Annotated in this window: 21 protein-coding genes and 1 pseudogene; 9 read left to right on the top strand and 13 right to left on the bottom strand. The window is 69.4% G+C overall.

Annotated features, from left to right (window positions below; all coding sequences use genetic code 11):
- Positions 1-126 precede the first annotated feature (126 nt).
- From H074_RS25975 to H074_RS25955, 5 genes are all read left to right on the top strand, one after another.
- A complete protein-coding gene (locus tag H074_RS25975; RefSeq protein WP_007033046.1) occupies positions 127-393 on the top strand; it encodes a DUF1876 domain-containing protein in 267 nt (88 codons plus the stop codon).
- Positions 394-863: 470 nt separating this feature from the next.
- Positions 864-3104, top strand: a complete 2241-nt coding sequence (gene ppsA, locus H074_RS25970; protein WP_007033045.1) for a phosphoenolpyruvate synthase — start codon at positions 864-866, stop codon at positions 3102-3104.
- The gene (locus H074_RS25965) at positions 3101-4000 is read left to right on the top strand and encodes an ABC transporter ATP-binding protein (RefSeq protein WP_007033044.1); all 900 of its coding nucleotides are present in this window, start codon (positions 3101-3103) and stop codon (positions 3998-4000) included. Before ppsA ends, H074_RS25965 begins: the two co-directional genes overlap by 4 nt.
- Positions 3997-5586, top strand: coding sequence for an ABC transporter permease (locus H074_RS25960; protein ID WP_007033043.1), 1590 nt, complete (start codon positions 3997-3999; stop codon positions 5584-5586). Before H074_RS25965 ends, H074_RS25960 begins: the two co-directional genes overlap by 4 nt.
- A gap of 22 nt (positions 5587-5608) precedes the next feature.
- A complete protein-coding gene (locus H074_RS25955; protein WP_007033042.1) occupies positions 5609-6304 on the top strand; it encodes a CBS domain-containing protein in 696 nt (231 codons plus the stop codon).
- Between the two features lie 52 nt (positions 6305-6356).
- On the opposite strand, the gene H074_RS25950 is transcribed toward H074_RS25955, so the two are convergent.
- Positions 6357-7397, bottom strand: a complete 1041-nt coding sequence (locus H074_RS25950) for a zinc-dependent alcohol dehydrogenase family protein (RefSeq protein WP_007033041.1) — start codon at positions 7395-7397, stop codon at positions 6357-6359.
- Between the two features lie 168 nt (positions 7398-7565).
- On the opposite strand from H074_RS25950, the gene H074_RS25945 reads away from it, so the two are divergent.
- Positions 7566-8456, top strand: coding sequence for a universal stress protein (locus tag H074_RS25945; RefSeq protein ID WP_007033039.1), 891 nt, complete (start codon positions 7566-7568; stop codon positions 8454-8456).
- Positions 8453-10993, top strand: a complete 2541-nt coding sequence (locus H074_RS25940) for an HAD-IC family P-type ATPase (protein WP_007033038.1) — start codon at positions 8453-8455, stop codon at positions 10991-10993. Before H074_RS25945 ends, H074_RS25940 begins: the two co-directional genes overlap by 4 nt.
- Positions 10994-11044: 51 nt before the next feature.
- Here H074_RS25940 and H074_RS25935 read toward each other — a convergent pair whose 3' ends face one another.
- The 4 genes and pseudogenes from H074_RS25935 to H074_RS25920 form a co-directional block, all read right to left on the bottom strand.
- Positions 11045-11533: a DUF6069 family protein gene (locus H074_RS25935; protein ID WP_007033037.1), complete on the bottom strand. Its 489-nt coding sequence runs from the start codon at positions 11531-11533 to the stop codon at positions 11045-11047.
- 516 nt (positions 11534-12049) lie between these two features.
- Positions 12050-12385 (bottom strand): annotated as a pseudogene (locus tag H074_RS25930) (MFS transporter); the annotation flags it as partial.
- Positions 12386-12564: 179 nt separating this feature from the next.
- Complete coding sequence (locus H074_RS25925) at positions 12565-13824, bottom strand: acetyl-CoA hydrolase/transferase family protein (protein ID WP_007033034.1); 1260 nt, start codon at positions 13822-13824, stop codon at positions 12565-12567.
- Positions 13825-13987: 163 nt separating this feature from the next.
- The gene (locus H074_RS25920) at positions 13988-14218 is read right to left on the bottom strand and encodes a hypothetical protein (protein WP_007033033.1); all 231 of its coding nucleotides are present in this window, start codon (positions 14216-14218) and stop codon (positions 13988-13990) included.
- 152 nt (positions 14219-14370) lie between these two features.
- Here H074_RS25920 and H074_RS25915 point away from each other — a divergent pair, with 152 nt between their 5' ends.
- Together H074_RS25915 and H074_RS38825 are read left to right on the top strand one after the other, a co-directional pair.
- The gene (locus tag H074_RS25915; RefSeq protein WP_007033032.1) at positions 14371-14763 is read left to right on the top strand and encodes an RIP homotypic interaction motif-containing protein; all 393 of its coding nucleotides are present in this window, start codon (positions 14371-14373) and stop codon (positions 14761-14763) included.
- Positions 14760-17072 (top strand): tetratricopeptide repeat protein, encoded by a 2313-nt coding sequence (locus tag H074_RS38825; protein ID WP_007033031.1) that lies wholly within the window; start codon positions 14760-14762, stop codon positions 17070-17072. The genes H074_RS25915 and H074_RS38825 overlap by 4 nt, the downstream gene beginning before the upstream one ends.
- 546 nt (positions 17073-17618) lie before the next feature.
- Here H074_RS38825 and H074_RS25905 read toward each other — a convergent pair.
- The 8 genes from H074_RS25905 to H074_RS25870 form a co-directional block, all read right to left on the bottom strand.
- Complete coding sequence (locus H074_RS25905) at positions 17619-18446, bottom strand: class I SAM-dependent methyltransferase (RefSeq protein ID WP_007033030.1); 828 nt, start codon at positions 18444-18446, stop codon at positions 17619-17621.
- Positions 18447-18649: 203 nt separating this feature from the next.
- Complete coding sequence (locus H074_RS25900) at positions 18650-20200, bottom strand: FAD-dependent oxidoreductase (protein ID WP_007033029.1); 1551 nt, start codon at positions 20198-20200, stop codon at positions 18650-18652.
- Positions 20197-20928 (bottom strand): class I SAM-dependent methyltransferase, encoded by a 732-nt coding sequence (locus H074_RS25895; RefSeq protein WP_039923414.1) that lies wholly within the window; start codon positions 20926-20928, stop codon positions 20197-20199. Before H074_RS25895 ends, H074_RS25900 begins: the two co-directional genes overlap by 4 nt.
- Positions 20925-21239, bottom strand: coding sequence for a lycopene cyclase domain-containing protein (locus H074_RS25890; RefSeq protein ID WP_007033027.1), 315 nt, complete (start codon positions 21237-21239; stop codon positions 20925-20927). The genes H074_RS25895 and H074_RS25890 overlap by 4 nt, the downstream gene beginning before the upstream one ends.
- On the bottom strand, positions 21236-21580 hold the full coding sequence (locus H074_RS25885) for a lycopene cyclase domain-containing protein (RefSeq protein WP_007033026.1): 345 nt from the start codon (positions 21578-21580) through the stop codon (positions 21236-21238). The genes H074_RS25890 and H074_RS25885 overlap by 4 nt, the downstream gene beginning before the upstream one ends.
- Positions 21581-22537 (bottom strand): phytoene/squalene synthase family protein, encoded by a 957-nt coding sequence (locus H074_RS25880; protein ID WP_007033025.1) that lies wholly within the window; start codon positions 22535-22537, stop codon positions 21581-21583.
- Entirely contained in the window at positions 22534-24051 is a 1518-nt protein-coding gene (crtI, locus tag H074_RS25875) for a phytoene desaturase family protein (RefSeq protein WP_007033024.1), read from the bottom strand. The genes H074_RS25880 and crtI overlap by 4 nt, the downstream gene beginning before the upstream one ends.
- The gene (locus H074_RS25870) at positions 24048-25148 is read right to left on the bottom strand and encodes a polyprenyl synthetase family protein (RefSeq protein ID WP_007033023.1); all 1101 of its coding nucleotides are present in this window, start codon (positions 25146-25148) and stop codon (positions 24048-24050) included. Before H074_RS25870 ends, crtI begins: the two co-directional genes overlap by 4 nt.
- Positions 25149-25261: the final 113 nt, after the last annotated feature.

Genomic DNA, 25261 nt, shown 5'->3' with positions numbered 1-25261 from the left:
GCGACTAGGGCCGAACAGCCTCGATCGGAGGGCCGTCCGCCGAGCCGGGACCTTCGGCACTTTCAACCGGCGCCGCCACCGGAACACGGTGGATCCCCGGACGGACAACGGACCAAGGAGGCCCGAATGCAGGAGAAACGCTGGACCGTGGAGATCTTCATCGACGAGCACGAAGCGCGGACGCGCGCGACCGCGCGGCTGGTGAACCGGGACGACACCGGCTTGACGGGGGTGGGGATCGCGCGGCTCAATCCGGCCGACGCGAACGTACCCGAGATCGGTGACGAACTGGCCGCGTCCCGTGCGTTGAGCGAGCTCGCGCACCGGTTGCTCGACGCGGCCGCGGCGGACATCGAGGGCGTCACCGAGAAGCCCGTTCAGCTCGGCCGTTGAGCCGCGGAGGTCCGGCGGCTGAGATCCGGCGGCTGAGGTCTGGCGTGGGATCAAGTGCCGGGAACTTGAGCGGAAGCGCACGAGGTGCCCGCGTCAGGTGGTCGTGAGTGGTAAGTCGCGTTAGAACGTCACGTTAGAACGTCACTTACCACTCACGACCACCTGGCCGACTCGGTCCCGGTGCCCTCGCTCGCCTGAGGTCCGTGAAGGCCTCCTTGAGGGACCCAGAGTCCCTCAAGGAGGCCTTCACGGACCGGACCCGCGATCGACCCCGCAACAGAACGGATCTGTGTTCGCCTGTCGAGTGCCCGCATCATGACCCGGCCGGTGAGCAGGCGAGACCCGACCCGGTGCCGCCGGCCCGGCGTGGGGACGAAGTCCCGTCGCACCGGGACCTTGGCCAGCAGAGCGGCACCCGCGCCTCCGGTGAGCATGGATTCCGTGGAACGCCAACGTCCGGAGGGAAAGCGATGAGCTACGTACGCGACTTGTCGACGGTCAGCCTCGCCGACGCCGAATCGGCGGGCGGCAAAGGCGCGAATCTCGGTGAGCTGATCACCGCCGGCTTTTCCGTTCCTCCGGGGTTCGTCGTGCTCCGAGGGGCGTACCTCGCCTCGCTCGACGAAGCGGGGGTGCGCGGTGAGATCGCGGAACTGCACGAAAAGGCCCTCGCGTCCGCCGATGCGCCGGAACAGCTGTCCGGGCTGTGCGACCAGTTGCGCGCCCTGGTCCACCGGGCGGGGATGACCGCCGGCGTCCTGACGGACGTGATCGGCGCCTATCACGAGATCGGGCAGTCGACACCCATCGCGGTCCGGTCCTCGGCGACGGGGGAGGACGGCGCGGAAGCCTCGTTCGCCGGGATGAACGCCAGTTTCACCAACGTGTGGGGGGACAACGCCGTCCGCGAGCGGATCGTCGACTGCTGGGCGTCGTTGTTCTCGCCCCGGGTGATCGGGTACCGCGCCAGTCGCGGCTTCACCGCGGAACCCGCCATCGCCGTGGTCGTGCAGAGGATGATCGCCGCCGACCGCTCCGGCGTCATTTTCACCGCGGATCCGCGTTCCGGGGATCGCGACCGTCTGGCCATCGAAGCGGTCTTCGGCCAAGGTGAGGCGATCGTCTCCGGGGCGGTCGAACCGGACACCTATCTGGTCGCCAAGGCGGGTCTGCGACTGGTTTCGGCCCGGGTCGGCAGCAAGACCCACAAGATCATCGCCGAGGTCGGCGGGGGAGACGTCAAGGTCGCCCTTCCCGCGCAAGCGGCGGGCCGCCGCGTGCTCGACGATGCGACCGTGCTCGAGCTGGCGCGGCTCGCGACCAGGATCGAAGACCACTACGGGACGCCTCAGGACATCGAGTTCGCTTTGGCGGGCAAGGAAGTCTGGATCGTTCAGTCGCGGCCGGTGACCACGTTGCCGCCGGATCGCGAGCAGCCTCCGGACGTCCTCGTCACGGGGTTGGCCGCGTCGCCGGGCGTCGGTGGCGGGCTGGTGCGGGTGCTGCGCGATCCGGCCGAAGGCGGCCTGCTGCGGGACGGTGAAGTGCTGGTCGCGCCGATGACCAACCCCGACTGGGTTCCCGCCATCCGGCGGGCTGCCGCGCTGGTGACCGACGGCGGTGGGATGACCTGCCACGCCGCCGTCGTCGCGCGGGAGTTGGGGGTCCCCTGCGTTGTCGGCACCGGCGACGCGACGCGGGTGCTCGCGGGGCGCGGGCCCGTCACCGTGGACGGAAACACCGGCGAGGTGCGGTCCGGTTACACCAGGCCTCCGGCGCGCACCGAACCGATCGCCGCGCCCGCCGCGGCCGAGACGATCGGAACCAGGCTCTACGTCAACCTCGCCATGCCCGAACACGCCGAAGAGGTCGCCGCGCGACAGGTCGACGGGGTCGGGTTGCTACGGGCGGAGTTCTTGCTGACCGAGGCGCTCGGCGGACGTCATCCCCGTGACCTCATCGCCAAGGGCGAAGAAGAGTCCTTTGTGGACTCGATGGCCGAGTCGCTGCTGCGGATCACGCGTCCCTTCGGTGCGCGCCCGGTCGTCTACCGGACGACCGACCTGCGCAGCAACGAATTCCGCGGTCTCGCCGGGGGCGAGGCCTACGAAGCCGTCGAGAGCAATCCGATGATCGGCTACCGCGGCTGCTTCCGCTACGTGCGGGAAAAGGACCTGTTCGACCTCGAACTCCGCACGCTCGCGCGGGTCCGCGAACAGACGCCGAACCTGCACCTCATGATCCCGTTCGTCCGCACGAAATGGGAGCTGGAGGCCTGTCTCGAGCTGATCGACGCGAGCCCGCTCGGGCGGCAGCGCGGATTGCACCGCTGGATCATGGCGGAGGTTCCGTCCGTGGTGCATTGGCTTCCCGAGTACGCCGGCTTGGGCATCGACGGCGTGTCCATCGGGAGCAACGACCTCACTCAGCTGGTTCTCGGGGTGGATCGGGACTCGGCGATCTGCGCGGAGCTGTTCGACGAAGCCGACCCCGCCGTGCTCGACACCATCGGACGTATCGTCGGTGCCGCGCGAGATGCCGGAATCACTTCCTCGCTGTGTGGGCAGGCACCTTCGGTGAAGCCGGGCTTCGCGGAACATCTCGTGCGGTTCGGGATCACGTCGATCTCCGTCAACCCCGACGTGGTCGACGCGTCCCGGAGCGCGATCGCGGCCGCGGAACGCCGGATCCTGCTGGACGGTGCCCGGTGAACGCGATCGAGATCCGCGGCCTGCGGAAGAGCTTCGGCCGCACCAAGGCGCTGGACGGCTTGGACCTCACCGTCCGGACCGGCGAAGTCCACGGGTTCCTCGGCCCGAACGGCGCGGGCAAGACGACGACTCTCCGGCTCCTGCTGGGACTGCTGCGGGCCGACGCCGGGGAGATGCGGCTGCTGGGTGGGGATCCCTGGCGTGACGCGGTGTCGCTCCACCGGCGTCTCGCCTATGTGCCCGGCGAGGTGTCTCTCTGGCCGACCCTCACCGGTGGCGAGGTGATCGATCTGCTCGGCAGGCTGCGGGGCGGCATCGACGCACGCCGCCGTAACCGCTATCTGGACCTGTTCGACCTCGATCCGACCCGGAAGGGACGCGCGTACTCCAAAGGGAACCGCCAGAAGGTGGCCGTCGTGGCGGCGCTGGCCTCCGGCGCCGAACTGCTCCTGCTCGACGAACCGACCGCCGGTCTCGACCCGCTGATGGAGGACGCCTTCCGCGGCTGCATCCGGGAGGAACGCGACCGTGGCCGGACCGTGCTGTTGTCCAGCCACATCCTCGCCGAGGCCGAGGCGTTGTCCGACCGCGTCAGCATCATCCGGGGCGGGCGCGTGGTCGACACCGGGAGCCTCGACGAACTCCGGCACCTGACGCGGACGTCGCTCACCGCGCGGCTGACCGGGTCACCGGACGGGCTCGCGGCGCTGCCGGGCGTCCACGATTTCAGCCAGGACCGGGACACCTTCCGGATGACCGTCGACAACTCCGACCTCGGTGCGGTCCTCGCCGCGCTCAGCCGTGCCGGAGTGGCGGGACTGACGAGCCAGGCTCCGACCCTCGAAGAACTCTTCCTGCGCCATTATCGCGAACCCGCCGCCCCGGAGCCTCGATGAGCACGCTGACCGGGACCGGCGTCCTGTTCCGCCTCACCCTGCGCCGTGAGCGCTTGCGGGTTCCTTTGTGGACACTCGCCTGTGCGGCGACCACCGCCGGAGCGGCCGCCGCCACGGCGGACCTTTATCCGTCACAACGGGAGCTGACCGTGTTCGCCGAGGCGGTCAACGCCGTCCCCGCGCTGGTCGCCTTCTACGGGCGCATCTACGACCCCACATCGCTCGGTGCCGCCGCGGTGCTCAAGCTGACCGGTCTCGGTGCCGCGCTGGTCGCGTTGCTGCTCATCACCACGGTGGTCCGCCACACCAGGGCGGAGGAGGAGTCCGGCAGACTCGATCTGCTCGGGTCCGGCGTGCTCGGCAGGCACGCGCCGCTCGCCGCGGCGTTCGCGGTCACCGTCGTCACCGGACTGGCCATCGGCATCCTGACCGCCGGTGGACTGGCCGCCGCGGGGTTGCCCTTGGCCGGTTCGATGGCGCTGGGTGCCGGCTGGATGACGGCGGGCTGGGCCTTCGGTGCCGTCGCGGCGGTCACCGCGCAGTTGTGCCGGTCCACGAGGATGGCGACCGGGATCGCCGGCGGCGTCCTCGGGCTCGCCTACCTTCTGCGTGCCATAGGGGACTCCGGACCGGAATGGCTCTCCTGGCTGTCCCCGATCGGCTGGGCACAGCAGATCCGGCCGTTCGCCGGGGAACGCTGGTGGGTCATGGCCCTTCCCCTCGCGTTCGCCACCGCGCTGGTGCTGTTCGCGGTCAGGCTGAGCGACCGCCGTGACCTCGGGGCAGGTCTGCTGGCCGATCGCGCGGGCCCCGCCCATGCCGGTCGTGGCCTGCGGAGCACCGCCGGCCTGCTCTGGCGGCTCAACCGGGCCGGCCTGCTCGCCTGGACAGCGGTGTACCTGGTGCTCGGGCTCGTCCTCGGCAATCTGGCCAACGGTATCGGCGAATTCCTCGACAATCCCAGGGCCGAGCAACTCATTCTCGCGCTGGGCGGGGAGAAGGCCCTGTCGGACGCGTTCTTCGCCCTGGAGTTCGGTATCGCCGGGGTCGTCGTCTCGGTCTACGCGATGTCCGCGTTGACGCACCTGCACGCCGAAGAAGAGGCGCTTCGGGTCGAGCCGCTGCTCGCGGCGTCGGTTTCGCGTATCCGGCTGCTGTCCGGCTATCTGGTGCTCGCGATCGCCGGAAGCGCTGTCCCGCTGTTCGCGGCGGGTCTGGGCGCCGGACTCGCGAGCGGCCTGCAGACCGGGCGCCCCGGCGCCGAAATCGTCCGCCTGACGGCCGCCGCGCTGGTCCAGCTGCCCGCGGTGTGGGTCCTCGCCGGGCTCGCGTGCGCCCTGTTCGGGCTGCTCCCGCGCAAGCTCGGCCTGGTCTGGGTGGTGCTGGTGGCGGTCGTCGTCGTCGGCGAGTTCGGCGTGCTCTTCGGCGTCCCCCAAGTGGTCCTGGACCTCTCGCCGTTCACCCATCTGCCGAGCCTGCCGGGTTCGACGGCGGGCATGACGTCCGTTCCCTGGCTCGTCCTGATCGCCTGCGCTTCGCTCACGGCCGGCGTGGCGGGCTTCCGGCGCCGGGACATCGCGGCTTGACACCCTCGGAAAGGAGATCGAGATGAGCAAACGCCGTCGAGTGCGCGAGGTGATGCGCACCCAGGTGCTCACGGTGAAGCCGGAGACCCCGTTCAAGGCGATCACCGTCCTTCTCACGTCGTGGAGACTGAGCGGTGCGCCCGTGGTGGACGACGAAGGCAGGGTGGTCGGCGTCGTGTCGCAGCGCGATCTGCTGGAACGCGAGATCCGGCACCGGCTGCTGCGGTTCCGGCCCCGGTTGCGGCGCAAGGTGGAGGGAAGACGGGCCGATGAGTTGATGACCACACCCGCGATCACGGTGGCACAGGACGCCGGGGTGGACGAAGCGATCCGGCTGATGGAAGACCATCGGGTGCACCGGCTGCCGGTTCTCGACGACGACGCGAAACTGGTGGGAATCGTCGGGAGATCAGACCTCCTGCGCGGCTTTCTCCGATCCGACTCGGGGTTGTGCGCAGAGGTCCGCACCGAGGTCGTCAAGCGCGCGATGGCGATCGATCCCGACACCCTGTCGATCTCCGTGCACAACGGCGTCGTGACGGTGCGCGGTCAGGTGGAACGTACGAGCATGATCCCCGTGATCGTGGCGCTCATCCGCCGGCTCGATGGCGTGGTGGACGTCCGCGAACGCCTCACCGCCGAAATGGACGACAGCCACCTGCCGATCGAGGAACCGGTCGGCACAGGCGTCATCGAGGCGTTCAAGCGTCATTCCTGACCGGACACGGCCCGCGTCCGTCCGTTGTGGACAGAGGCGGGCCGTCGTCGGGTCAGCCGCGGAAGAGGGCGACTTTGAGGGCGTCGCTTTCTTGAGGCCGGGCGAAGACGTCATAGGCTTCGTCCATCTCGTCGAGTCCGAAACGATGGGTGATGAACCGGGTCGTGTCGAGCCGGCCTGCCGCGAGCATCCGCAGCAGCATCGAGGTGCTCGACGTGTCGACCAGGCCCGTGGTGATGGTGATGTCGCGGATCCAGAGGTCTTCCAGATGCAGGGTGGCGGGCGCACCGTGGACACCGACGTTGGCGACGTGCCCGCCGGGACGGACCAGTTCCGTGCACAGCTCGAAGGTCTCCGGCACCCCGACCGCTTCGATCGCGACGTCCGCGCCGAGGCCTCCGGTGAGTTCGGCGATCGCCGCGGCCGGGTTCTCGCCGGGTTGGAGGAGCACGTCCGCGCCGAAGTTCTTCGCGGCGGCGAGCCTGCTGGGTTCCTTGTCGATCACGACGATGGAACTCGGCCCGAACAGCTGCGCCGTGGTGATCGCGGCGAGTCCGATCGGCCCTGCCCCGACGATCGCGACACAGTCCCCGGGCTGGACCTTTCCGTTGCGGGCACCGACCTCGTAGGAGGTCGGCATGATGTCGGCCAGCATCAGCGCCGCCTCGTCCGCGACCCCTTTCGGCAGCACGTAGGTCGAGGTCTCGGCGAACGGGACGCGCACGAACTCCGCCTGCACGCCGTCGATCCGGTGACCCAGGATCCAGCCACCACCGCCGAGACACTGCCCGTAGACGGCTTTCCGGCAGTATTCGCAGCGTCCGCACGCGGTGATGCAGGAGACGAGCACGCGATCGCCGGGCTTGCGGGCCGTCACCGCCTGGCCGACTTCCACGATCGTGCCGACGGCCTCGTGCCCGAGGATCCTGCCGTGCTCCACGGCCGGGACGTCGCCTTTGAGGATGTGCAGATCGGTGCCGCAGATGGTGACCGCGTCCACGCGGACGATCGCGTCGGTCGCCTCGGCGAGCTCCGGCCGGGGGCGATCGACCCAAGCCCGCCGCCCCGGGCCGTCGTAAACCAGTGCCTTCATGCTTTCTCCCTTTCCACGGAGGGGTTTCCGGTTCGAGCGTGTCGCCGTGGCGGCCTTCGACACAGGGTCGAAAGCCCCTGCGGTCCACGACGTCCGACCGCATCGACGTCATGAGGGATTGCTTAGCGTCGGTGCCTGATCCGCTTGACGAATCAGGAGGAGCGCTTCATGACGACATCCGGGAACCCGCCCGTCGTCGCCGCGGTGAACGGTTCGGCCCATTCGATGGCGGCCGCGCTGTGGGCGGCGAAAGAAGCGCTTCTGCGTAATGCCGAGTTGCTGCTCCTGATGGCCTACGGTTTCGACGGCGCCCCCTTCGGAAATCGGTCTTTCCCTCCTGACGCCTGGCTGAAAGCGAAAGAAGCCGTCACCGAGGAGGTACTGCGAGAATTCCGGGTGGAGTGCGAATCGGCGGTTCCCGAGGTGAAGATGGCCACCGCGGCCGTCGATACGGGCCCGATCGCCGCCTTGACCGAGATTTCGGCGACGGCGCGGCTGCTGGCGATCGGTGCCCCGGCCGGAGAGACGGCCGGCTTGTTCACCAGGGTGTCCACGTCCCGCTTGTCATCGGGGACCTTCTGCCCGGTCGTGGTGGTCCGAGGGGCTCGCCAGTCCGGTCCGGTGGTGGTCGGCGTGGACGGAAGCCCCCTGAGCGAGGAAGTGCTCGCCTGGGCGTTCGAGGAAGCCTCGGTCCGGAAGACCCCTTTGCTCGTTTTGCACGCGTGGCACGACGGTGATGTCGCGGGACTCTTCACCGGTGAGAGTGCTTTGCCCTTCCCCGGCGAATCGGTGCGCGAGGCCGAAAACCGCGTCCTGGGGCAGCGGCTCGCGGGTTGGCGCAAGAAGTACCCGCAGGTGCCGGTCGACCAGGTCGTCGTCAGGGACAAGCCGCGGCAGCGTCTGCTCGAGCAGAGCGAGAAAGCCCAGTTGGTGGTCGTGGGCAGCCGTGGCCGAGGCGGTTTCGCCGGCCTGTCCTTCGGGTCGACGAGCCATGCCCTGGTCCATCACGCGAAGTGCCCGGTCATGGTCGTCCGAGCGACAGGACGGCCCGCCGGATGACCCAGGGAACCATCACCGAGGAGGTCGCCCATCACGGGTTGCCGGTGCCCGAGGTCGTCTTGCTGGCGGAAACGGACGTCGACAGCGGGCTGTCTCCCGGAGTGTGGCAACGGCGGCTGGTGGATGTCGGGCCGAACGAACTACCGCCGCGGCGCGGACCGAACTGGATCGTCCGCCTGGCCGGGCAGTTGCGGCATCCGCTCATCTACGTCCTGTTGACGGCGGCGGCGGTCACCGCGGCGCTCGGCGAAGTCGTCGATGCTTCGGTGGTACTCGGGGTGGTCGTCGTCAACGCGGTCATCGGGTTCGTGCAGGAGGCGCGCGCGGAACGCGCGCTGGACGCCTTGGCGTCGATGGTGCGGACCGAGGTGACCGTCGTCCGGGGCGGCTCGACCGCGCGCGTGCCGTCGGCCGGGCTGGTGCCGGGAGACGTGGTGCTGCTGGAGGCGGGCGATCAGGTCGGTGCCGATCTGCGTCTCGTCGCCACCGACGAACTCGGAATCGACGAGTCGGCTTTGACCGGTGAGTCGGTGCCCGCGGTGAAGGATCCGGTAGTGCTCCCGCCGGGCACCGCGCTGGCCGATCGCGCGAACATGGCCTATTCCGGAACGCTGGTGACCACGGGAACGGGCCGCGGGGTCGTGGTCGCGACCGGGGCCGCCACCGAGATCGGCCGGGTGCATCGCCTCGTCGGTACGACGATCTCGGTGCGGACGCCACTGACACGCAAACTCGCCAGGTTCAGCCGGGTACTGACGATCGTGATCCTGGGGCTCGCGGCGTTGGGCATCGTCGTCGGCCTCGTTCGTGGGGAGACGGCCGCGGAGATGGTGACCGCGGCGGTGGCGCTCGCGGTGGGCGCGATCCCGGAAGGTCTCCCCGCCGCCGTCACCGTGACGCTGGCGATCGGAGTCGCGCGGATGGCGCGCCGTCACGCGATCATCCGGCGGTTGCCCGCCGTCGAAACCCTCGGCAGTACGACGGTGATCTGCACCGACAAGACCGGGACCCTCACCGCGAACGCGATGACCGTTCGGGCGATGGTGGTCGGCGACCGGCGCCATACCGTCTCCGGCATCGGCTACACACCCGAGGGGGAGATCCGGCCGGAACCCACGCCCGCCGTGCGGGAATGCCTGCTCGCGGGACTCGCGTGCAACGACGCGCGGATCGTGGAAGAGGACGGCCGCTGGAAGCCGGTCGGTGATCCGACAGAGGCCGCGCTGGTGACCGTCGCGAAGAAGGCCGGTCTCGACATCGGCGACGTGCCGGAACGCGTGCGGGTGCTTCCGTTCACTTCCGAACGCCGTTTCATGGCCACTGAGCACGTCGGTGGCGTCGTGTACGTGAAAGGCTCGGTGGAGCGCTTGCTGGACTTGGCCGGCGTCTCCCACTGTGCCGAGGCCGAAGCCATGGCGGCAGAAGGCCTTCGAGTACTGGCGATCGGTCGTGCGGCCGGCGTCGGGCTGACCGAGGAAGGGTTACGCGGAAACGTCGTCCTCCTCGGCTTCGTCGGCATGCAGGATCCGCCTCGACCGGAAGCGATCGAAGCGGTCCGAGCCTGCCGGGAGGCGGGCATCGAGGTCACCATGATCACCGGCGATCACCCGGCCACAGCACGCTCGATCGCTCGCGAGTTCGGCATCTCCTCGGTGCACGCGAGGGTGTCTCCGGAGGAGAAGCTGCGGCTCGTCGGCGAAATCCAGCGGAACGGTGAGGTCGTGGCCATGACGGGCGACGGGGTGAACGACGCACCCGCGTTGCGCCGCGCGGATATCGGCGTGGCGATGGGGAGGGGAGGGACCGAAGTCGCGAAGCAGGCGGCCGACATGGTGCTCACCGACGACAACTTCGCGTCCATCGGAGCCGCGGTCGAAGAAGGCCGTGCGGTCTTCGACAACCTGCGCAAGTTCATCATCTGGACTCTCCCGACGAATATGGCCGAGGGGCTGGTGATCCTCGCCGCGATCCTGGCCGGTACCGCATTGCCGATTCTTCCGGTGCAGATCCTCTGGATCAACATGACCACGGCGGTCGCGCTCGGTCTCACGCTGGCGTTCGAACCGCGGGAACCCGACGTGATGCGCCGCCCGCCGCTGCCGCCCTCGCTTCCGCTGCTGACCGGAGCGCTGGCCGGCCGGACCATGTTCGTCTCGGTCATCCTGCTGGCCTGTTCCTTCGGGGCTTTCCAGTGGCAGATCGGTGCGGGTGCTCCCGTCGAGCTCGCCAGAACGGTCGCCATGAACGTTTTCGTCGGTGGCGAGATCGCCTACCTGGTCAACTGCCGGTCCCTGGTGGACCTTCGCCCGCGGGTCGGCTTCTTCCGCAACCGCTGGCTGCTCCTGGGTGTCACGGTGACCGTGCTGCTCCAGCTCGTGCTGACCTATGTCCCGTTCATGAACTCGCTCTTCCACACCGCGCCGATGCCCTGGAAAGCCTGGTGGCCGGTGCCTGTGCTGGCCGCCCTCACCTACGTCCTCGTCGAACTCGACAAGGCGCGGCAGCGGCGCCGCGCGAGTGCCGCCGGCACGATTTGAAGTCTCCACCTCGCCCGGCCTGATCTCGTACAGAGCAGGGTGAGTTTCCTGTCACGGCGTTTCTTTCTTTCGTGCCGCTGATTCGACTTGGCGTTCGCGTTCCCGGAGGGCGGAACCGGCGACACCGGACAGGGTGATGGTGATGACCAGCCCGATGGCCAGGTTGATGATCGCCGTCGCGAGCCGGGCGTCGAACTCGGCGGTCAGGCTGAGGGGCGTCACCACGGCGATCGCGGTGAGGAGCACCATGATCCAGCCGAAGAAGACCTTCACGCGCGGTGTGGTGAGCAGAAGGACATGGAGCAATGCCGTCGCGCCGAGCGCCACGACGGCCGATACGAGCGCGTAGGTAACGGTGTTGGCTCCACCCCAGGCGCCTTCGTGACTGGGCGTGAGAACCGCGACCTTCACCAGTCCGCGAGCGACCAGGATTCCCACGACGGCGGTGAGCGCCGCGGTCACCGCCGTCGCCGCGCCGCCCGCCCACAGCCTGCCCGCGTTGACCGTTCGCTGTTCTTCGGCCTCGAAGTCATTGTCCATGCTCCCGACCCTGCTGGGTCCGGGAATTGCCGTGTAGAGCCTGACGAACCCGGTGGCAGAGGACCTTCGGCCCGCTCGCGCCCGATCATCCCCGATCCGGGACCTTGTGCTCTCTTGGTCGCTCTCGCCCGGCGAAACCCTGGACGAGTCATGACCATCCGAAGGGAGAACCCATGCGTTCGATCGCATCGCACGGGACAGCCGCTGTCTTGGCCCTGTACGTGAAGGGGGCCTTCACGTACTTCATTCAGGCGACCTGAGCGGTGCCGCGGTGGGGGTGGGTGGGTGGGTGGGTGGGTCGGTCGCCGGGTTTGAGTGGTACAGCCTTGTCCGGGGCGGGGGTCACGTCGCGTCTATGAAGGAATCGGGACGTTGGGTGTCCTGATTCCTTCATAGACGATCCCGATACCCGCGGGGGTCGTCGACCTCGTGCAGGTCAGCAGCAGGTAGCCAAATACCGTGACGTTCCAACCGTCCTTACCACTCACGAGCCCTCGCCGTCCGGGCCGTCGTGGCTCATGCGCCCCGCGGGGTCAGCCGGTGGCCGGAGTCGCGGTGGGCGCGTAGCGAGTGGCGTGCCGCGGTGGCGGTGAACACGAGGGCCGCCGCGGCGACCGCGGCCAGCGCGGCGAGTCCGAAGGCGTACGAGCCGTAAGTTCCATAGAGGGCGCCCATGACCAGTGGCGGGATGAATCCGCCGAGACCGCCTGCCGCGCCGACCACGCCTGTCACCGAGCCGACCTTGTCCGCCGGGGTGAGCAGTGCCACCAGCGCGAACACCGCGCCACTGCCGCCGCCGAGCGCGGCGGCCATGGCCAGGAACGCGATCGTCCCCAGCGCTCTGGACGACGGGCACGCGCGGGAAAACCCGGCCGCGCGGCGAACCGGCGGAGTGAACCGGCTGGTGGTGCGGCTGCTCGGTTCCGGGGTGTCTCCCGTCGTGTTCCTGGTGGTGACGCTCGCCGAGTTGCTCGGCGATCGCCGGAGCGGTCATCGCGAAATGGCGGCGACCACCTCGGCGCTCACCGCGCTCACCCTGCACCGCCTGGTCGACCGGGATTCCGCAGGGGGAAACCGAGATAGCGGCCTGCTTCGCGGAGTTCGTCGCGGGCGTGGGGGTGGGCGACGTGGTCGATGATCTGCTCAGCCTGTTCACCGGCGTCGTGTCCCCAGATGGTGGCCACGCCTTGTTCGCTGACGAAGTAGTTGTGCTGGAAGGACGTGACCGGGCCCGCCAGGCGGGGAACCACGGTGGAGACGTCGGCTTTCGGGTGCCAGGAGGGAAGGGCGATGATCGCTTTCCCGCCGGGGGAGTGCAGAGCCCCGACCACGAAGTCGGTCTGCCCGCCGAAACCGGAGTGGATGACGTCGTGCACGCGGCTGGCGTTCGCCTGTGCGTACAGGTCGATCTGCAGCGCACTGTTGATCGAGACCAGACGTGGCCGCCGGGCGATGAGTCCGGGGTCGTTGGTCTTTTCGGTGCGGAGGAGTCGGACTCGTGGGTTACGGTCCACCCAGTCGTACAGTTCGGGGCCGCCGAACACGAACGAGGCGGTCACCGGTGTGTCCGGGTCGAGCGCGCCCGCTCGTTCCAGGCCCAGCACGCCGTCGCTGAACATCTCCGACCACACGGCCAGGCCGCGGCGCGCGGTCAGCGCCGCGAGGACGGCGTCCGGAACGGCGCCGATGCCCAGTTGCAGCGTCGCGTCGGCCGGGACGAGGTCGGCGACGCGGGCACCGATCGCCTCGGAGACCTCGCTGATCGGGCGGGGCACGGGGGAGGGCAACTGCTCGTCGACCTCGATCGCGAAGTCCACTTCGTCGCAGGCGAGAACTCCGTCGCCGTAGGTATAGGGCATCCGCGGGTTGAGCTGGGCGATCACGAGACCGCCGCGGGCGCGGACAGCCTCGATCGCCGCGGGCAGGATGTTGACTTCCGTGCCCAGCGATACGCAACCGTCCACGGGGGTGGACGTGTGGATCAGCACGATGTCGGGTGGCAGGGCCTGCTGGAGCAGGCGAGGCACCAGAGACAGGCGGGACGGGAAGTACCGCAGCGTCGGCTTGCCGCGCATGCCGGGCCCGACGAAGGGCGTTTCCAGTGTCACACCGTCGCGGTCGGGGATGCCGGGCTGGGCGTTGAGCGCGAACAGCCGGTACTCGGCCACCGTCTTGTCGAGCAGCTCCAGCGTGCGATAGGGGGTGGCGAAATTACCGCTGACCACGACCCTCGGACGGCTGACGGCGGCGGCCAGCACGGCGGCCAGCCGTGACTCGGACAGAATGCGCATGTGTCCTGCATACCCGACTGAGCGATGCGACTCGCGGCGGCCGTCCGTCGAAGCGTTCAGCTCGGCATACGGGCACTCTGCCAAGGAGTTTTCGTGCCACAGCGTCGTTCCGCCGGGCCGAGGCACTGTCCTGTAAGTCTGTCCGCGGTCTTCAGGACAGCGCCTAGTCGTCTGGCCCGCGCAAGGTCAGGACGACCCGGAGAACGTGTTCGACCGCGGCAGGGAACACAGCCCCGCGTAGTTCGCCGCGGCTGACGAGGGTGAGCCCGGCGAAGTCCAGCATCCGGTCTTCGCCAAGACGCCGAACGGTCAGGGTGGCCACTTCCTCGAGGTCGAGGTCGGGATGATCCATGCGGGTCAGCGCGAATTCGATGAGCAACTGTTCATCCGTCACCCCACCACCTCCTCGTCCCCTAGATGCTACGACGGACAACCGCGCAGGCCTGCGGGAGCGGTGATCGGCAAGTGATGACCTCGGGAGAGCGGCCTGGTCGAAGGGGCGGCTTCTCCGGCACACTGGAGCCTCGTCGGAGCGCGGGAGGCGCGATGGTGGGGGAACTGCTGTACCTGGTGGCCGCCGGGCTGGTCGCGGGTGCGGCGGCCGGGGCGAAAGACACCGCTTCGCTCGCGGTGAAGGACGCCTATGCCGGCCTGGTCGACGGCGCGCGCCGACGGTTCGGGGCGAAAGTGGCCGCGCAACTCGAGGAGGCCGCTCACGATGACGCCGCGCCGGACAAGGAGCAGCGGGTTCGGGACGAGCTGGTCCGGGCCCTCGACGGAGCGGCGCTTGAACCGGACGACGAGCTGGTCGCCACCGCTCGCACGCTGCTCGACCGGGTCGGCGGGAAGTTCACCGTCGATGTCCGCGAGTCGCAAGGTGTGCAGGTCGGCGACCACAACTCGATGACGCTGAACTTCGGTCCGCCAGCCCCGCGGTGACCGGGCCCGCCGATGATCAGGTCCGGCCGGCGGTCGACGCCCGGTTCGGGCACGGCGTGCAGGTCGGCGACCACAACACTCAGCACATCCACCTGACGGCCGCGATCGGGAGCAGCGCGGTGGTGACCGCGATCCACGCCGATCCCGGCACGGAGGTGTTCGTGGGCCGGGAGCCGGACCTCGACCGGCTGGCCACTACCCTGGCCGCCGGCAGCTCCGGGCCGTTCACTGGCGTCGTTCAGGGAATGGGCGGCATCGGCAAGACCGCGCTGGTCCGGCGAGCCGCGGCACAAGCGGTGAGCCGTGGCTGGTTTCCCGGCGGCTCGGTGTCCGTGGACCTGCGCGGGTACGAACTCGTCGCGGCGAACCGGGTGCGGCCCGGACAAGTGTTCGCGGCGGCGTTGAGGGCCCTGGGCGTGCCGGCCGAGGGGATTCCGTCCGACGCCGCGCAGCAGCCCGCCGTCTACCACCGGCACCTCGACGAGCTGGCCGTCCGGGGCAAGCGGGTGCTGCTGGTGCTGGACAACGTCGCGGACCCCGACCAGGTCCTTGACCTGCTGCCCACCTCCATGGCCGCACGGGTGCACCGGGTACTGATCACGTCTCGCGACACTCTTCCGTTGCCCGGCGTCGGCAGAGTGGACCTGAGTGTGCTGGCGCCGGCCGAGGCGGCGGAGCTGGTTCGCGCGGTGCTGGACCAGGCCGCCCGCGACCGGGGACTTCCGGCCGATCCCCGGCCCGCCGCCGAGTCCAGCGGGGTGGCGGAGGTGCTGCGGTGGTGCGGCCTGCTGCCACAGGCTGTGGTGATCGCCGCGGGTGTCCTGGCCGAGGAACCGGGCCTGACCGTCGGGGAGCTCGTCGCCGATCTGGCCGACACGCGAACCCGGCTGGCTGTGCTGGACGACGGTTCCGGCGGCGTGCCCGCCGCGTTCCTGGCGTCGTGGCGGCGGTTGCGCACCCGCGACCCGGATGCGGCACGGCTGCTCTGCCTGCTGACCAGCGCGCCCGGCCCGGACATCGGCTTGGCCGCCGCGGCGGCGGTGCTGGGCGCGGACGAGGCGGTGGCACGGGTCCGGTTGCGCGTGCTGACCCGGGCCCACTTGCTGCTGGGTGGCCCGCAGCGCTGGGAGTTTCACGACTTGCTGCGGCTCGCCGTCACCCGGTACGCCGTCGCCGACCTCGGGATCAAGGAGGCCGACCTGGCCGCAGCGACCGACCGGGTGCTCGACCACTACCTCGGCACGACGCGGGCCGCACTGGGCTGGATGGCGACGGTTCGCTCGCACGCCCCGCCCCCCTCGGAAAGCCCGTTCGACGGGTGGGACAGCGCGCTGGCCTGGCTGGACGCGGAACGGGCGTGCCTGGTCGCCGCCGTGGCCGTGGCCGACGACACCTCGCGGGACCGGCAGGCGGTGGATCTGGCTTCGACTTTGTCGGGCTTCTTGTCCTGGCGGCGTCAGGTGGGCGACTGGGTCGCCACCGCGGAGATCGCGGACCGGGCGGTCCGACGGTTGCGCGATCGGCGGGGGATCGTACAGGCGATCGTGAACCTGGGAGCCGCCCTGATCGAGGCCGGCCGGTTCAAGGAGGCCGTCGGCAACCTGGACACCGCCCGGTTGGCCGGCCGTGCCTTCCTCGACGACCTGGCCGTCGAAGGGCAGGTGTGCGACTACCTGGGCTTGGCGTTGCAGGGAATGGGTGATTTCGCGGGAGCGGTGTCTCAGCACCACTACGCGATCGACCTGTTCGAGGAGCTCGGCGACCGGCGTAGCGAGGCGGCGGCGCGGAGCAACGCGGGAACCGCGCTCGAGCGACTGGGCGATCATTGGCGGGCCATCGACGCGCACACCGCCGCGGTCGAGATCTTCCGGGACATCGGCGATCGGCTCAGTGAGGCGATGGCGCGGGGCAACCTGGCGATCGCGTTGCACGGGATCGGCAGGCGAGGTGACGCGATCGACGTCCTATCGGCTGTCCGTGTCACCTTCGGGGAATGCGGTGATCGGCGCAGCGAGGCGCAAACGTGGCGCAACTTGGGTGTGGTCCATCGCGAGTTGGGCTGGCTCGGCGACACGGTCAGAGCGTTCGCCGCTGCCGCCTTGACGTTCGCGAAGATCGGCGACCGTCGAGCCGAAGTCCAGATGTGGCGCGAACTGGAACGCATCTACACAGCCGCCCGCCGACCGGACGACGCCCGCTTCGCCGCAGAGCGGGCGGCCCCGGAGACCGACGCCGACAGTTCCGACGAGCCGATCCAGGGATTACCCGGCTGGTGGATCCACACGGCGCTGGAAGACGAGTCGAGATAAGCAGGGTGGTCCTCAGGCCTGGTGGCGGGCCTCGTGAGTGGTAAAGACGGTTAGAACCGTCTTTACCACTCACGAGGCCACCACGCTGCGTCGCTCAGGTCGCCTGGCCGACCACCTGGGCCGACCATGCGCCCTGCCACCGCCACCGCCACCGCCCCCGCCACCGCCACCGTCAACGTCGCGAAAGCCACTTTCAGGACATCCAACGTCGCGAACGTGGCTTTCGCGACATGCCCTCACAACCTGCCACCTTTGCCTTACCCCTCAAATGGAGGAAGCTGGAGTAGCGCTGGTCCGAGTCCGGTTTCAACCTGGTTCCACGACACCCGTATCGGCGGGAATTCCGGTCCGCCCAGCAGAAGCCGCAAATGGCCGACCGGATCCGCGGGGAGCCGACGCGCGGGCTCCGCAGTTTCCGGAGGGTTCGTTCGACACCGTGGCCTGAACGCTGGGGTCGCGCGTGCGGGCGGAACGATGCCGCTGCTCGACCACGTCGGCAGCCATCACGGCGTGCCCAGGCTCGGGCAGCGCCTCCTGGAGCGGCCGTCAAACACCCCTGCCTGGCCAGCTGACCGTCACCAGTTCGCGGCCGGACGAGCCCAGATCCGGTGGCAGCGCGGGATCCACGCCGAGTTCGCGTAGCGCGGCGGCCACCTCGGTCTCGGTGTCGGCGGGCAGGCAGAGCCGCCTTCGAGTGACGTCGGTCAGCTCGGCGAAGGTGGCGTACTCCGCTTCCGGTCGACGTCGCCACCGGGCGACCGTGGGCTCGACGCCCAGTTCGCCGAGGGTGGCCAGGAAGTCGTCGGCGGTGGGGCCCGCGGGGCGCTCGATGTCGTGGAAGCGCCGCCACAACGGGTTCAGCTCGGTGAGCGGGTGCGCCGCGGCCACTTCGACGATCACTCGTCGCCGGGCGTGCGTGGTCAGCGCGTGCAGGAACGGGGCGAGGTCGGCGAGGTTGTAGACGACGTTGCCGCACAACACGACGTCGGCGACCGGGGTCTCGTCCGCGAGGTCCGGCCACCGTCCGGAAAGGATGGTCGAGGGCAGACCGAGATCGGCGGCCCGTGCGGCGAACCCGGTCAGCAGTTCGCCGTCCGCGTCGACCGCCGTCAGTTCCAGGACGGGGACCCGTCCGAGAAGGGGCAGGCTCGTCGCTCCGGCCGCCGCGCCGACGTCGAGCACGGAACCTGGTTCGGCCAGTGCCGCCCGAGCGGCGGCGTGGGTTTCGCCGGTCGGCGCGGCGATCTGGGCGTCCGCGCGCCGTTCGAACACCTGGCGGGGCAGTACCCACGGTGACTCGGGCGCCGCCGCCAGGATTTCGGGTGGGATGGCCCACGCGGCGAGCGTGTCCGCCCACCGGTGAAGTGCGGTCACTCGGACGTTCCTTTCCGTTTCCCTTGGCCAGGAGGAAGAATACGATCGTGAGGGCCAGGACACCGCCGTTCACGAGACGAGCCGGGGTGAGCACCACGACCACCGCGTGGCGACAGGAGCCTAAGGAGCAACCTACCGCCTGATGGCTTGCCGGTCGGTCGTCTTCGGTCGCGCGGACACTGCGTGGATGTCGCCGGTCGCGATCACGGGCGGCCCCCGCCGAAGTACTTCGACGCCGCGAGCCGGTTCAGCAATTCGATCCGGCCCTTGTTGGGGACGGAGCGCAGCGGGTGACCTTCGAGTCCCCAGCGCTCAAGGAGAATGTTGGCCGCCTCCCAGCCCGTGGCGGCCGCGCGTTCCATGAGGGCGACCGGGAGATCGATCCGGATGCCGTCACCCGCCAGGGCCAGCGCCGGGTCCGGGGTTTCGACGGTGGGACGCCTGGCGAAGTGGCCGATGCCGAACATGGGGCAATCCTCTCGCCACAGCGTGATCTCCCCGGAGATACGGGCGGCCCCGGTTTCCGGGTAGATCTCGTGGAGCCGTGCGTCGACGGCCTTGACCAGGCTCTCGGTGTCGCCTGTGGTCGCCGCGTAGGCGTGGAGTTCGACCACCGAGCCGCCGGTGCGTGCGGCCCAGCGGCGGGCTTCTCCTTCGTACCGGTCGAGCAGGCTGACGTTGTCGAGTGGTGGCACACTCCCGGTACCGAGAAAGGGCGGTCGCGCGGAGTCCACGGGGCGGTCGAGCCATAGTCGCCGCACCAGGAACGGCGGCGCGGTGCGCAAGGCGGCGATGTCGTCGCGCCAGGTATCCGTTCCGATGCCCGGTGACGCGGCGACGATCCGGCGCAGCCCGTCCGGGTCACAGGCGAGCACCGTGGCGTCGAAGTGTTCCGTCCGGTCGCCGGTTTCGATTTCGAAGCCGTCGGGAGTGCGCTGAAGAGCGGTGACGCCCGCGCCGGTGCGGATGTCGACTCGCCGGGCGGCGAGGTAACCGGCGAGCGGGTCCCAGAGCGCTTGCGGGAACGGGTCGGTCGGCACGTCGAAGACGAGACCCTCGCTGGAGCCGAGGAAGTACAGGTGGAACATCGTCGCCAGTTCCGCCGCGGACAGATCGTGCGGGTCCGCGAAGAAGCTGCGTGAGAAGACTTCGAAGGCGAGATGCCGGGCGGCCGCGGGGAAGTTGATCGATTCGAGGAAGGTCGAGGCGTCGATCCGGTCGAGCCGGTCGTAGGTTTCCGGCACACTCACCGTCGCCAGCGGCAGCGCCCTGCGGCCGTTGAGACGCAGGAGGTCGCGTGGGGTGAAGGTGGGGCTGCGCCAGGCGAAGGCCAGGGCGTTCCAGGGTGGGGTGCGTGGCAGTCCGGCGAAGGTGTCCGTCCGCCCCTGCGCGTCGAGCAGCGGGTAGTCGGTGAGCGGTGTCAGCCGCTCGAGACGCGGGTCGGTTCGTTCGAGCAGGGCGCGGAGGTTGTAGTACTGGCGGAAAAAGGCGTGGAAGCCCCGGCTCATGGTCACCGTTGTGCCGTCGGGCAGCCGCTCCGGCCAGCCACCGACCCGTCCGCCCAGGTGGTCTTCCCGTTCGAAGACGGTGACGTCGACGCCCCGTTCGGCGAGCGCGGTCGCGGCGGTCAGGCCGGCTATCCCACCGCCGACGACGGCCGTGGTGGGACGCCGTCCGAGCCGGCCCGCGTCGGACAGGCCGGGTACCGCCAGCTTCGTGACGATACGGGGATCAAGTCCAGGACGTGGGTTCACGAAGTCTCCGGGGGATTCGTTCCGAGAACGGTGTGCACGATGCCTTTCTGCCAGCCGTGTACCGATCCGGTGCGGACGTCGGTGAATCCGGCATCGTGGAGGCGCTGAGTGAGTGAACCGAGCCCGTCGAATTCGAGGACACTGCGGCGAAGGTGGCGATAGAGCGTCGCGTCGCCGGTGGTGACTTTGCCGAGCGGGATGATCACACCCGCGCACACCGCGTTCCAGATCCAGCGGGCGCGGCGGGAGTCGCGGACGGAGTACTCGTGGACAGCGATTCGTCCTCCGGGGCGAAGAAGGGTTCGAAGGCGGCGTAAACCCGCGGTGGGATCGGCGAGGTTGCGGAGCAGGTACGCGGAGATGATGGCATCGAACGGCCCCCGCACACCGGCCAGTTCTTCGACGGGGGTGTGGAGGAATTCGACTCCGGCGGGCCAAACCTTGGCCCGTGCCCGGGCCAGCATCTCGGCGGAAGCGTCGAAAGCCGTGATCCGGGCGCCGGGCGCGACCGAGAGCAGGGCGGCGGTGGAAGCGCCGGTTCCGCACCCCGCGTCCAGCAGTCGCAGGCCGCCCGCGTCCGAGGGCAGGCCGAGACGGCGCGCGGAGAGCCGCAGATGTTCGTGATAGCCGGGATTGGCGGCGACCAGGCGGTCGTACCAGCGTGCTTCGGTGTCGAAGGCCGATGGCACGACCGCTCGCGGAAGCCCGTTCCGTTCCATTGCCGTCATCGCGCCTCCTCCCGGTCCCGTTCCCACAGGAGCAGGACGGCGGTCACCAGCGCGAAGCCGAAAAGGAAGTCCTCGACCGGGATGTCCCAGGGGAAACGCCAGCCGGTGGTGTGCTCGGGCGCGTACAGGACGATCGGGGCGGACAGTTTCGTCAGCCAGCCGTCGACCGGGATCTGGAAGCCGGTGACGATGGCCATCGTGAGCCAGTAGGCGAGCTTGCGGAACAAGCCCGTCTTCAAGACGGCCAGTTCGAGCAGGACGACGGCGATCACCGCGGTGACCGCCGGAACGGTGTAGCCCCAGGGGATCATCGCCGGGCCGCCCGCCGGTCTCCCCGTCGCTGGAACACGGTGAGCGTGAGCTGGACCATCTCGTAGGTCAGAAGTCCGCACACCGGGATGACCACGAAGAAGAGGATTTCCTCCAGGGGGACGGAGAACGGGGCGTGGATGCCGGTGACGAACTCCGGTGCGTAGTGCCAGACGCCACCGGCGATCGCCAGGGCGTCCCACACGAGGAAGACGGCCGCCATCGGAAGGACCGCGCGGGCGAGGCGTTTCGGTCGCCGGTAGACGCGTGCGCCGGCGGCCTCCAACGGCAGGGTCACCAGGACGCACGCCGCCAGCACGATCAAGTATTCCGCCTTGCCCATTCAGCCCACCACCGCTGGGGGAGCGGGATGCCGCCGGCGTGCCCACTGCGAACGTGCCAAGGCGCCGCACGCGACGGCGAGTCTGCGGCTTCTGGGCACCTTCGCCCGGCGGACGAAGACGTCGTGGTCCGCGCGTTCGATCCGGTCGAGAATCCGTCCGTACAGTGCCGCGGCGGTGGCCACGCAGGGCCGCGAAACGGGGTGCAGCATCGCGATTCCCGGCCGTGCCTCGGCGTAGACGCGCCGCGTCCTGGCGATCTGATCCCGGATGGCGGCTCGCACGGACGCGTCCGCGCGACCGTGCTCGGCGCACCAGGACAGCCGGTCACGATCGACGCCGTGTTCCTTGAGTTCGTCGGCGGGCAGGTAAACGCGTCCACGCTGGAAATCCTCGGCGACGTCACGAAGGAAGTTCGTCAATTGGAACGCCTTGCCCAACGCCGCGGCTCGCGGCGCCGCCTCGTCACGACTCGATACGGCGCCGAGCACGGGAAGCACTTGAAGGCCGATCACCTCCGCCGACCCGTGCACGTAGACGTCGAGATCCTGACGTGTCGCGTAGTCGGTCACGCTCAGGTCCATCCGCATCGAGGTGAAGAAGGCACGGAAAAGCTTCTCCTCCAGATCGAATCGGGTGGCGGTGTCGATCACCGCGGTCAGCAAGGGGTCGTCGCTCGTTCCGGTGGAAAGGTCGCCGAGGAAGCGGTCCTCCACTTCGGACAGACGTGCGGCAACCGATTGCGGCGTAGCGCCGGGCTCGGGTTCGTCGACGATGTCGTCGAGCCACCGCGCGAAACCGTAGAGCGCGTGGATCGCCGGGCGCTGGGGCGGCGTCAACATACGTGTGGCCAGGAAATACGTGCGGCCGTGCCGGGCATTCACCTCGCGGCACCAGGTGTAGGCGGAGCGCAGGCCGGGATCGTGAATCCCGGCGGCGTCGAGTTCGCGGCGGGTCATCGGGCCTCCTCTGTCGCGAGATCGAGGATCCGCGAGCGCTGCTCCGGCGCTCCGGTGATCCGGTCGGCGGCGAGCCGGCCCGATATCAGCACGGTCGGCACACCCACTCCCGGTACCGTCGCGCCTCCGGCGAGGACCACGTTTTCGGTGCCACGAGGGAGGTTTCTGGGCCTGAAGGGCCCTGTCTGGGCGAAGGAATGCGCGTAACTGAAAGGGGTGCCGGCGACGAGTCCACGGGCAGCCCAGTCGGCAGGACTGATGACCTCGGTGAACTCGGGTTCGAAGTCCGGAAGCAGTCGTTCGCGTGCCACCGCGAGAATCTCTTCCGCATACGGCTCCGCTTCGGTGGCCCAATCGGCCGGGCCGCGGTCGAGATTCGGTACCGGGGCGAGGATCGAGTAGAGCTGACGGCCCGCCGGGGCCAGCCCGGGATCGGTGGCGGTAGGCCTGGTGATCAGCAGAGAGGGGTCGGTCATGCGGCGCCCGGCGGTGATGAGCTCGTCGAACGTCGATCGCCACCCTCGCCCGAAGGAAATGGTGTGGTGCGCGACGTCGGAGCCGTCTCCGGGACCGCCGGCGTGCACGACCAGAGCCGACGGGGCCGGGCGCAGCGGAACCGGCCGCCGGGGGAGCCGGCCCAGCAGCCGGTAGCTCTCCGCCAGCTCGCTCGTCAGCACGACGGCGTCACAAGGATGACGGTCACCGCCCGCTGTGCGGACGGCGGTGATCCGGCGGCCTTCGCGTTCGAGCGTGCGCACGGCGTCGCCGTAGTGGAAGGTGACTCCGTGCGCGGCGGCGACCCGTGCCAGTGCCTCGGGGAGCGCGGCCACGCCTCCGGGCGGGAAGTACACCCCGCCCACGGTGTCCATGTAGGCGATGACCGCGTAGAGAGCCAAAGCCCGCATCGGTGATTCGCCGGCGTAAAGCGCTTGGAAGGTGAAGACCCGCTTCAGGCGCTCATCGGACAGAAAGGCGCCGATTTTGGCATCCAGCCGCCGGAATCCGCCCAGTGCCACCAGTCGTGCCAGATCGGGGTGGAGCATGCCCAAGGGGGAGTCGATGTTCGCGTCGATGAACCGGGTGAATTCGACGCGGTAAAGCCGGGTCAGCCAGTCGCGCAAGCGGAGGTATCCCGCGGCCTCGGCGGGACCGGCGAACTCCCGGACCGCGTCCGTCATCGCCGCGGCGTCGGAGCGGACGGGAAGACTGCTGCCGTCCGCGAACTGGGCGAGGTACGCCGGGTCGAGCCGTGTGAGCGGTAGTTCGGCGGACAGTTCCGCGCCGACGGCGCCGAAAGTTTCCTCGAGGATCGAGGGCATGGTCAGCACGGTGGGCCCGGTGTCGAGCCGGTAGCCCTTGCGCTCGATCCGCCCCGCACGGCCGCCAGGACCCGGATCCCGCTCGACGACGACGACCTCGCGGCCACGCCCGGCCAGGTGCAAAGCCGCCGCGAGACCCGACAAGCCCGCTCCGACGACGACCACCCGGTCTGTCCGGCCGGTTACCGTCTTCATTGGTCTCGCTCCGTGCATCGGGCGGCCAGAACGGACAGTGCGTCCGCGGCGTGCTGTGGGAAAACGGCCGGATCGATGACGGCCAGCGCCTTGTCCGCGCGTTCCCGGATGAGTTCGCCGAGACGATCGTGGGCTCCGGTCGCGACGATCAGCTCGCTCCAGCGGGCCACCGCGTCGTCGCCCACGACGGGAAGCGCGAGCAGTTCGTCGAGCTCCACGCGCTGCCGCGGGGCCGCCATTTCCGCCGCCAGCACCACCACACTGGACGCCTTGCGCTCACGGAGATCCTGGCCGACGGGTTTACCGGTGACGGCCGGATCGCCGAACACCCCCAGCAGGTCGTCCCGGAACTGGAACGCCTCACCGATCAGCCCGCCGAACTCGGCCAGCGCGGCCAGAACGTCCTGCCCGCATCCGGCCAGCGAGGCGCCGAACTCCAACGGCCTGCGGACGGTGTAGTTGCCCGATTTCCGGCGAAGGACGTCCAGCAGCTCCTCCCACCCCGGGAGCGAGCGCGCGTCGTTGACCAGGTCGGCGAGCTGGCCGACGGCGAGTTCCGCACGCATCAGGTCATACCGGGGCCAGCCCCTGGCGAGTGTTTCCGCGGTCAAGCCGCATTCACGCAGCATCCGCTCGGACCAGACCAGGAAGAGATCGCCCGACAACGTCGCGGCGGACTCACCGAACCGATCGGAAGACCCGCCCCAGCCCTGTTCCGCGTGCCATCGGGCGAAACGGACGTGCAGGGCGGGACGGCCGCGGCGAAACCGGGAACCGTCCATGACGTCGTCCTGCGCGAGTGCGAAACAGTGCAACAGCTCCAAGCTCGAGGCCGCCCGGAGAGCGGCGTCGGATTCCGGCTCACCGCACAGCCAGCCCACGTAAGCGAACATCGGGCGGAGACACTTCCCGCCGGCGACGAACTCGGGGATCACGGTTTCCGCGAGTTCTCCTTCACCGCGGCCGGAGAAATGTTCGGCGGCGCGGGCTCGAACGTAATCGAGTGCCTCTGCTCGGCAGCGCTCGCCGATCCTGTCCAGCCACCCGCCTGGCGCCTCCTCCGGCGGTGCCTTCTCCGCCGCCATGGTCGACGCCATCCGCCTGCCCTCTCCGCTGGTCGAAATTTCGTTTCGAAACCGTTTCACAAGTGGTGTATCCTGTCTACTTGAACCAGCGGAGTACCCGCAACTCCGACGACATCGACGTCAGA

It is taken from the genome of Amycolatopsis decaplanina DSM 44594 (assembly GCF_000342005.1).
GTDB classification, from domain to species: Bacteria; Actinomycetota; Actinomycetes; order Mycobacteriales; family Pseudonocardiaceae; genus Amycolatopsis; species Amycolatopsis decaplanina.
This window is presented reverse-complemented; position numbering and strand designations above follow the sequence as displayed.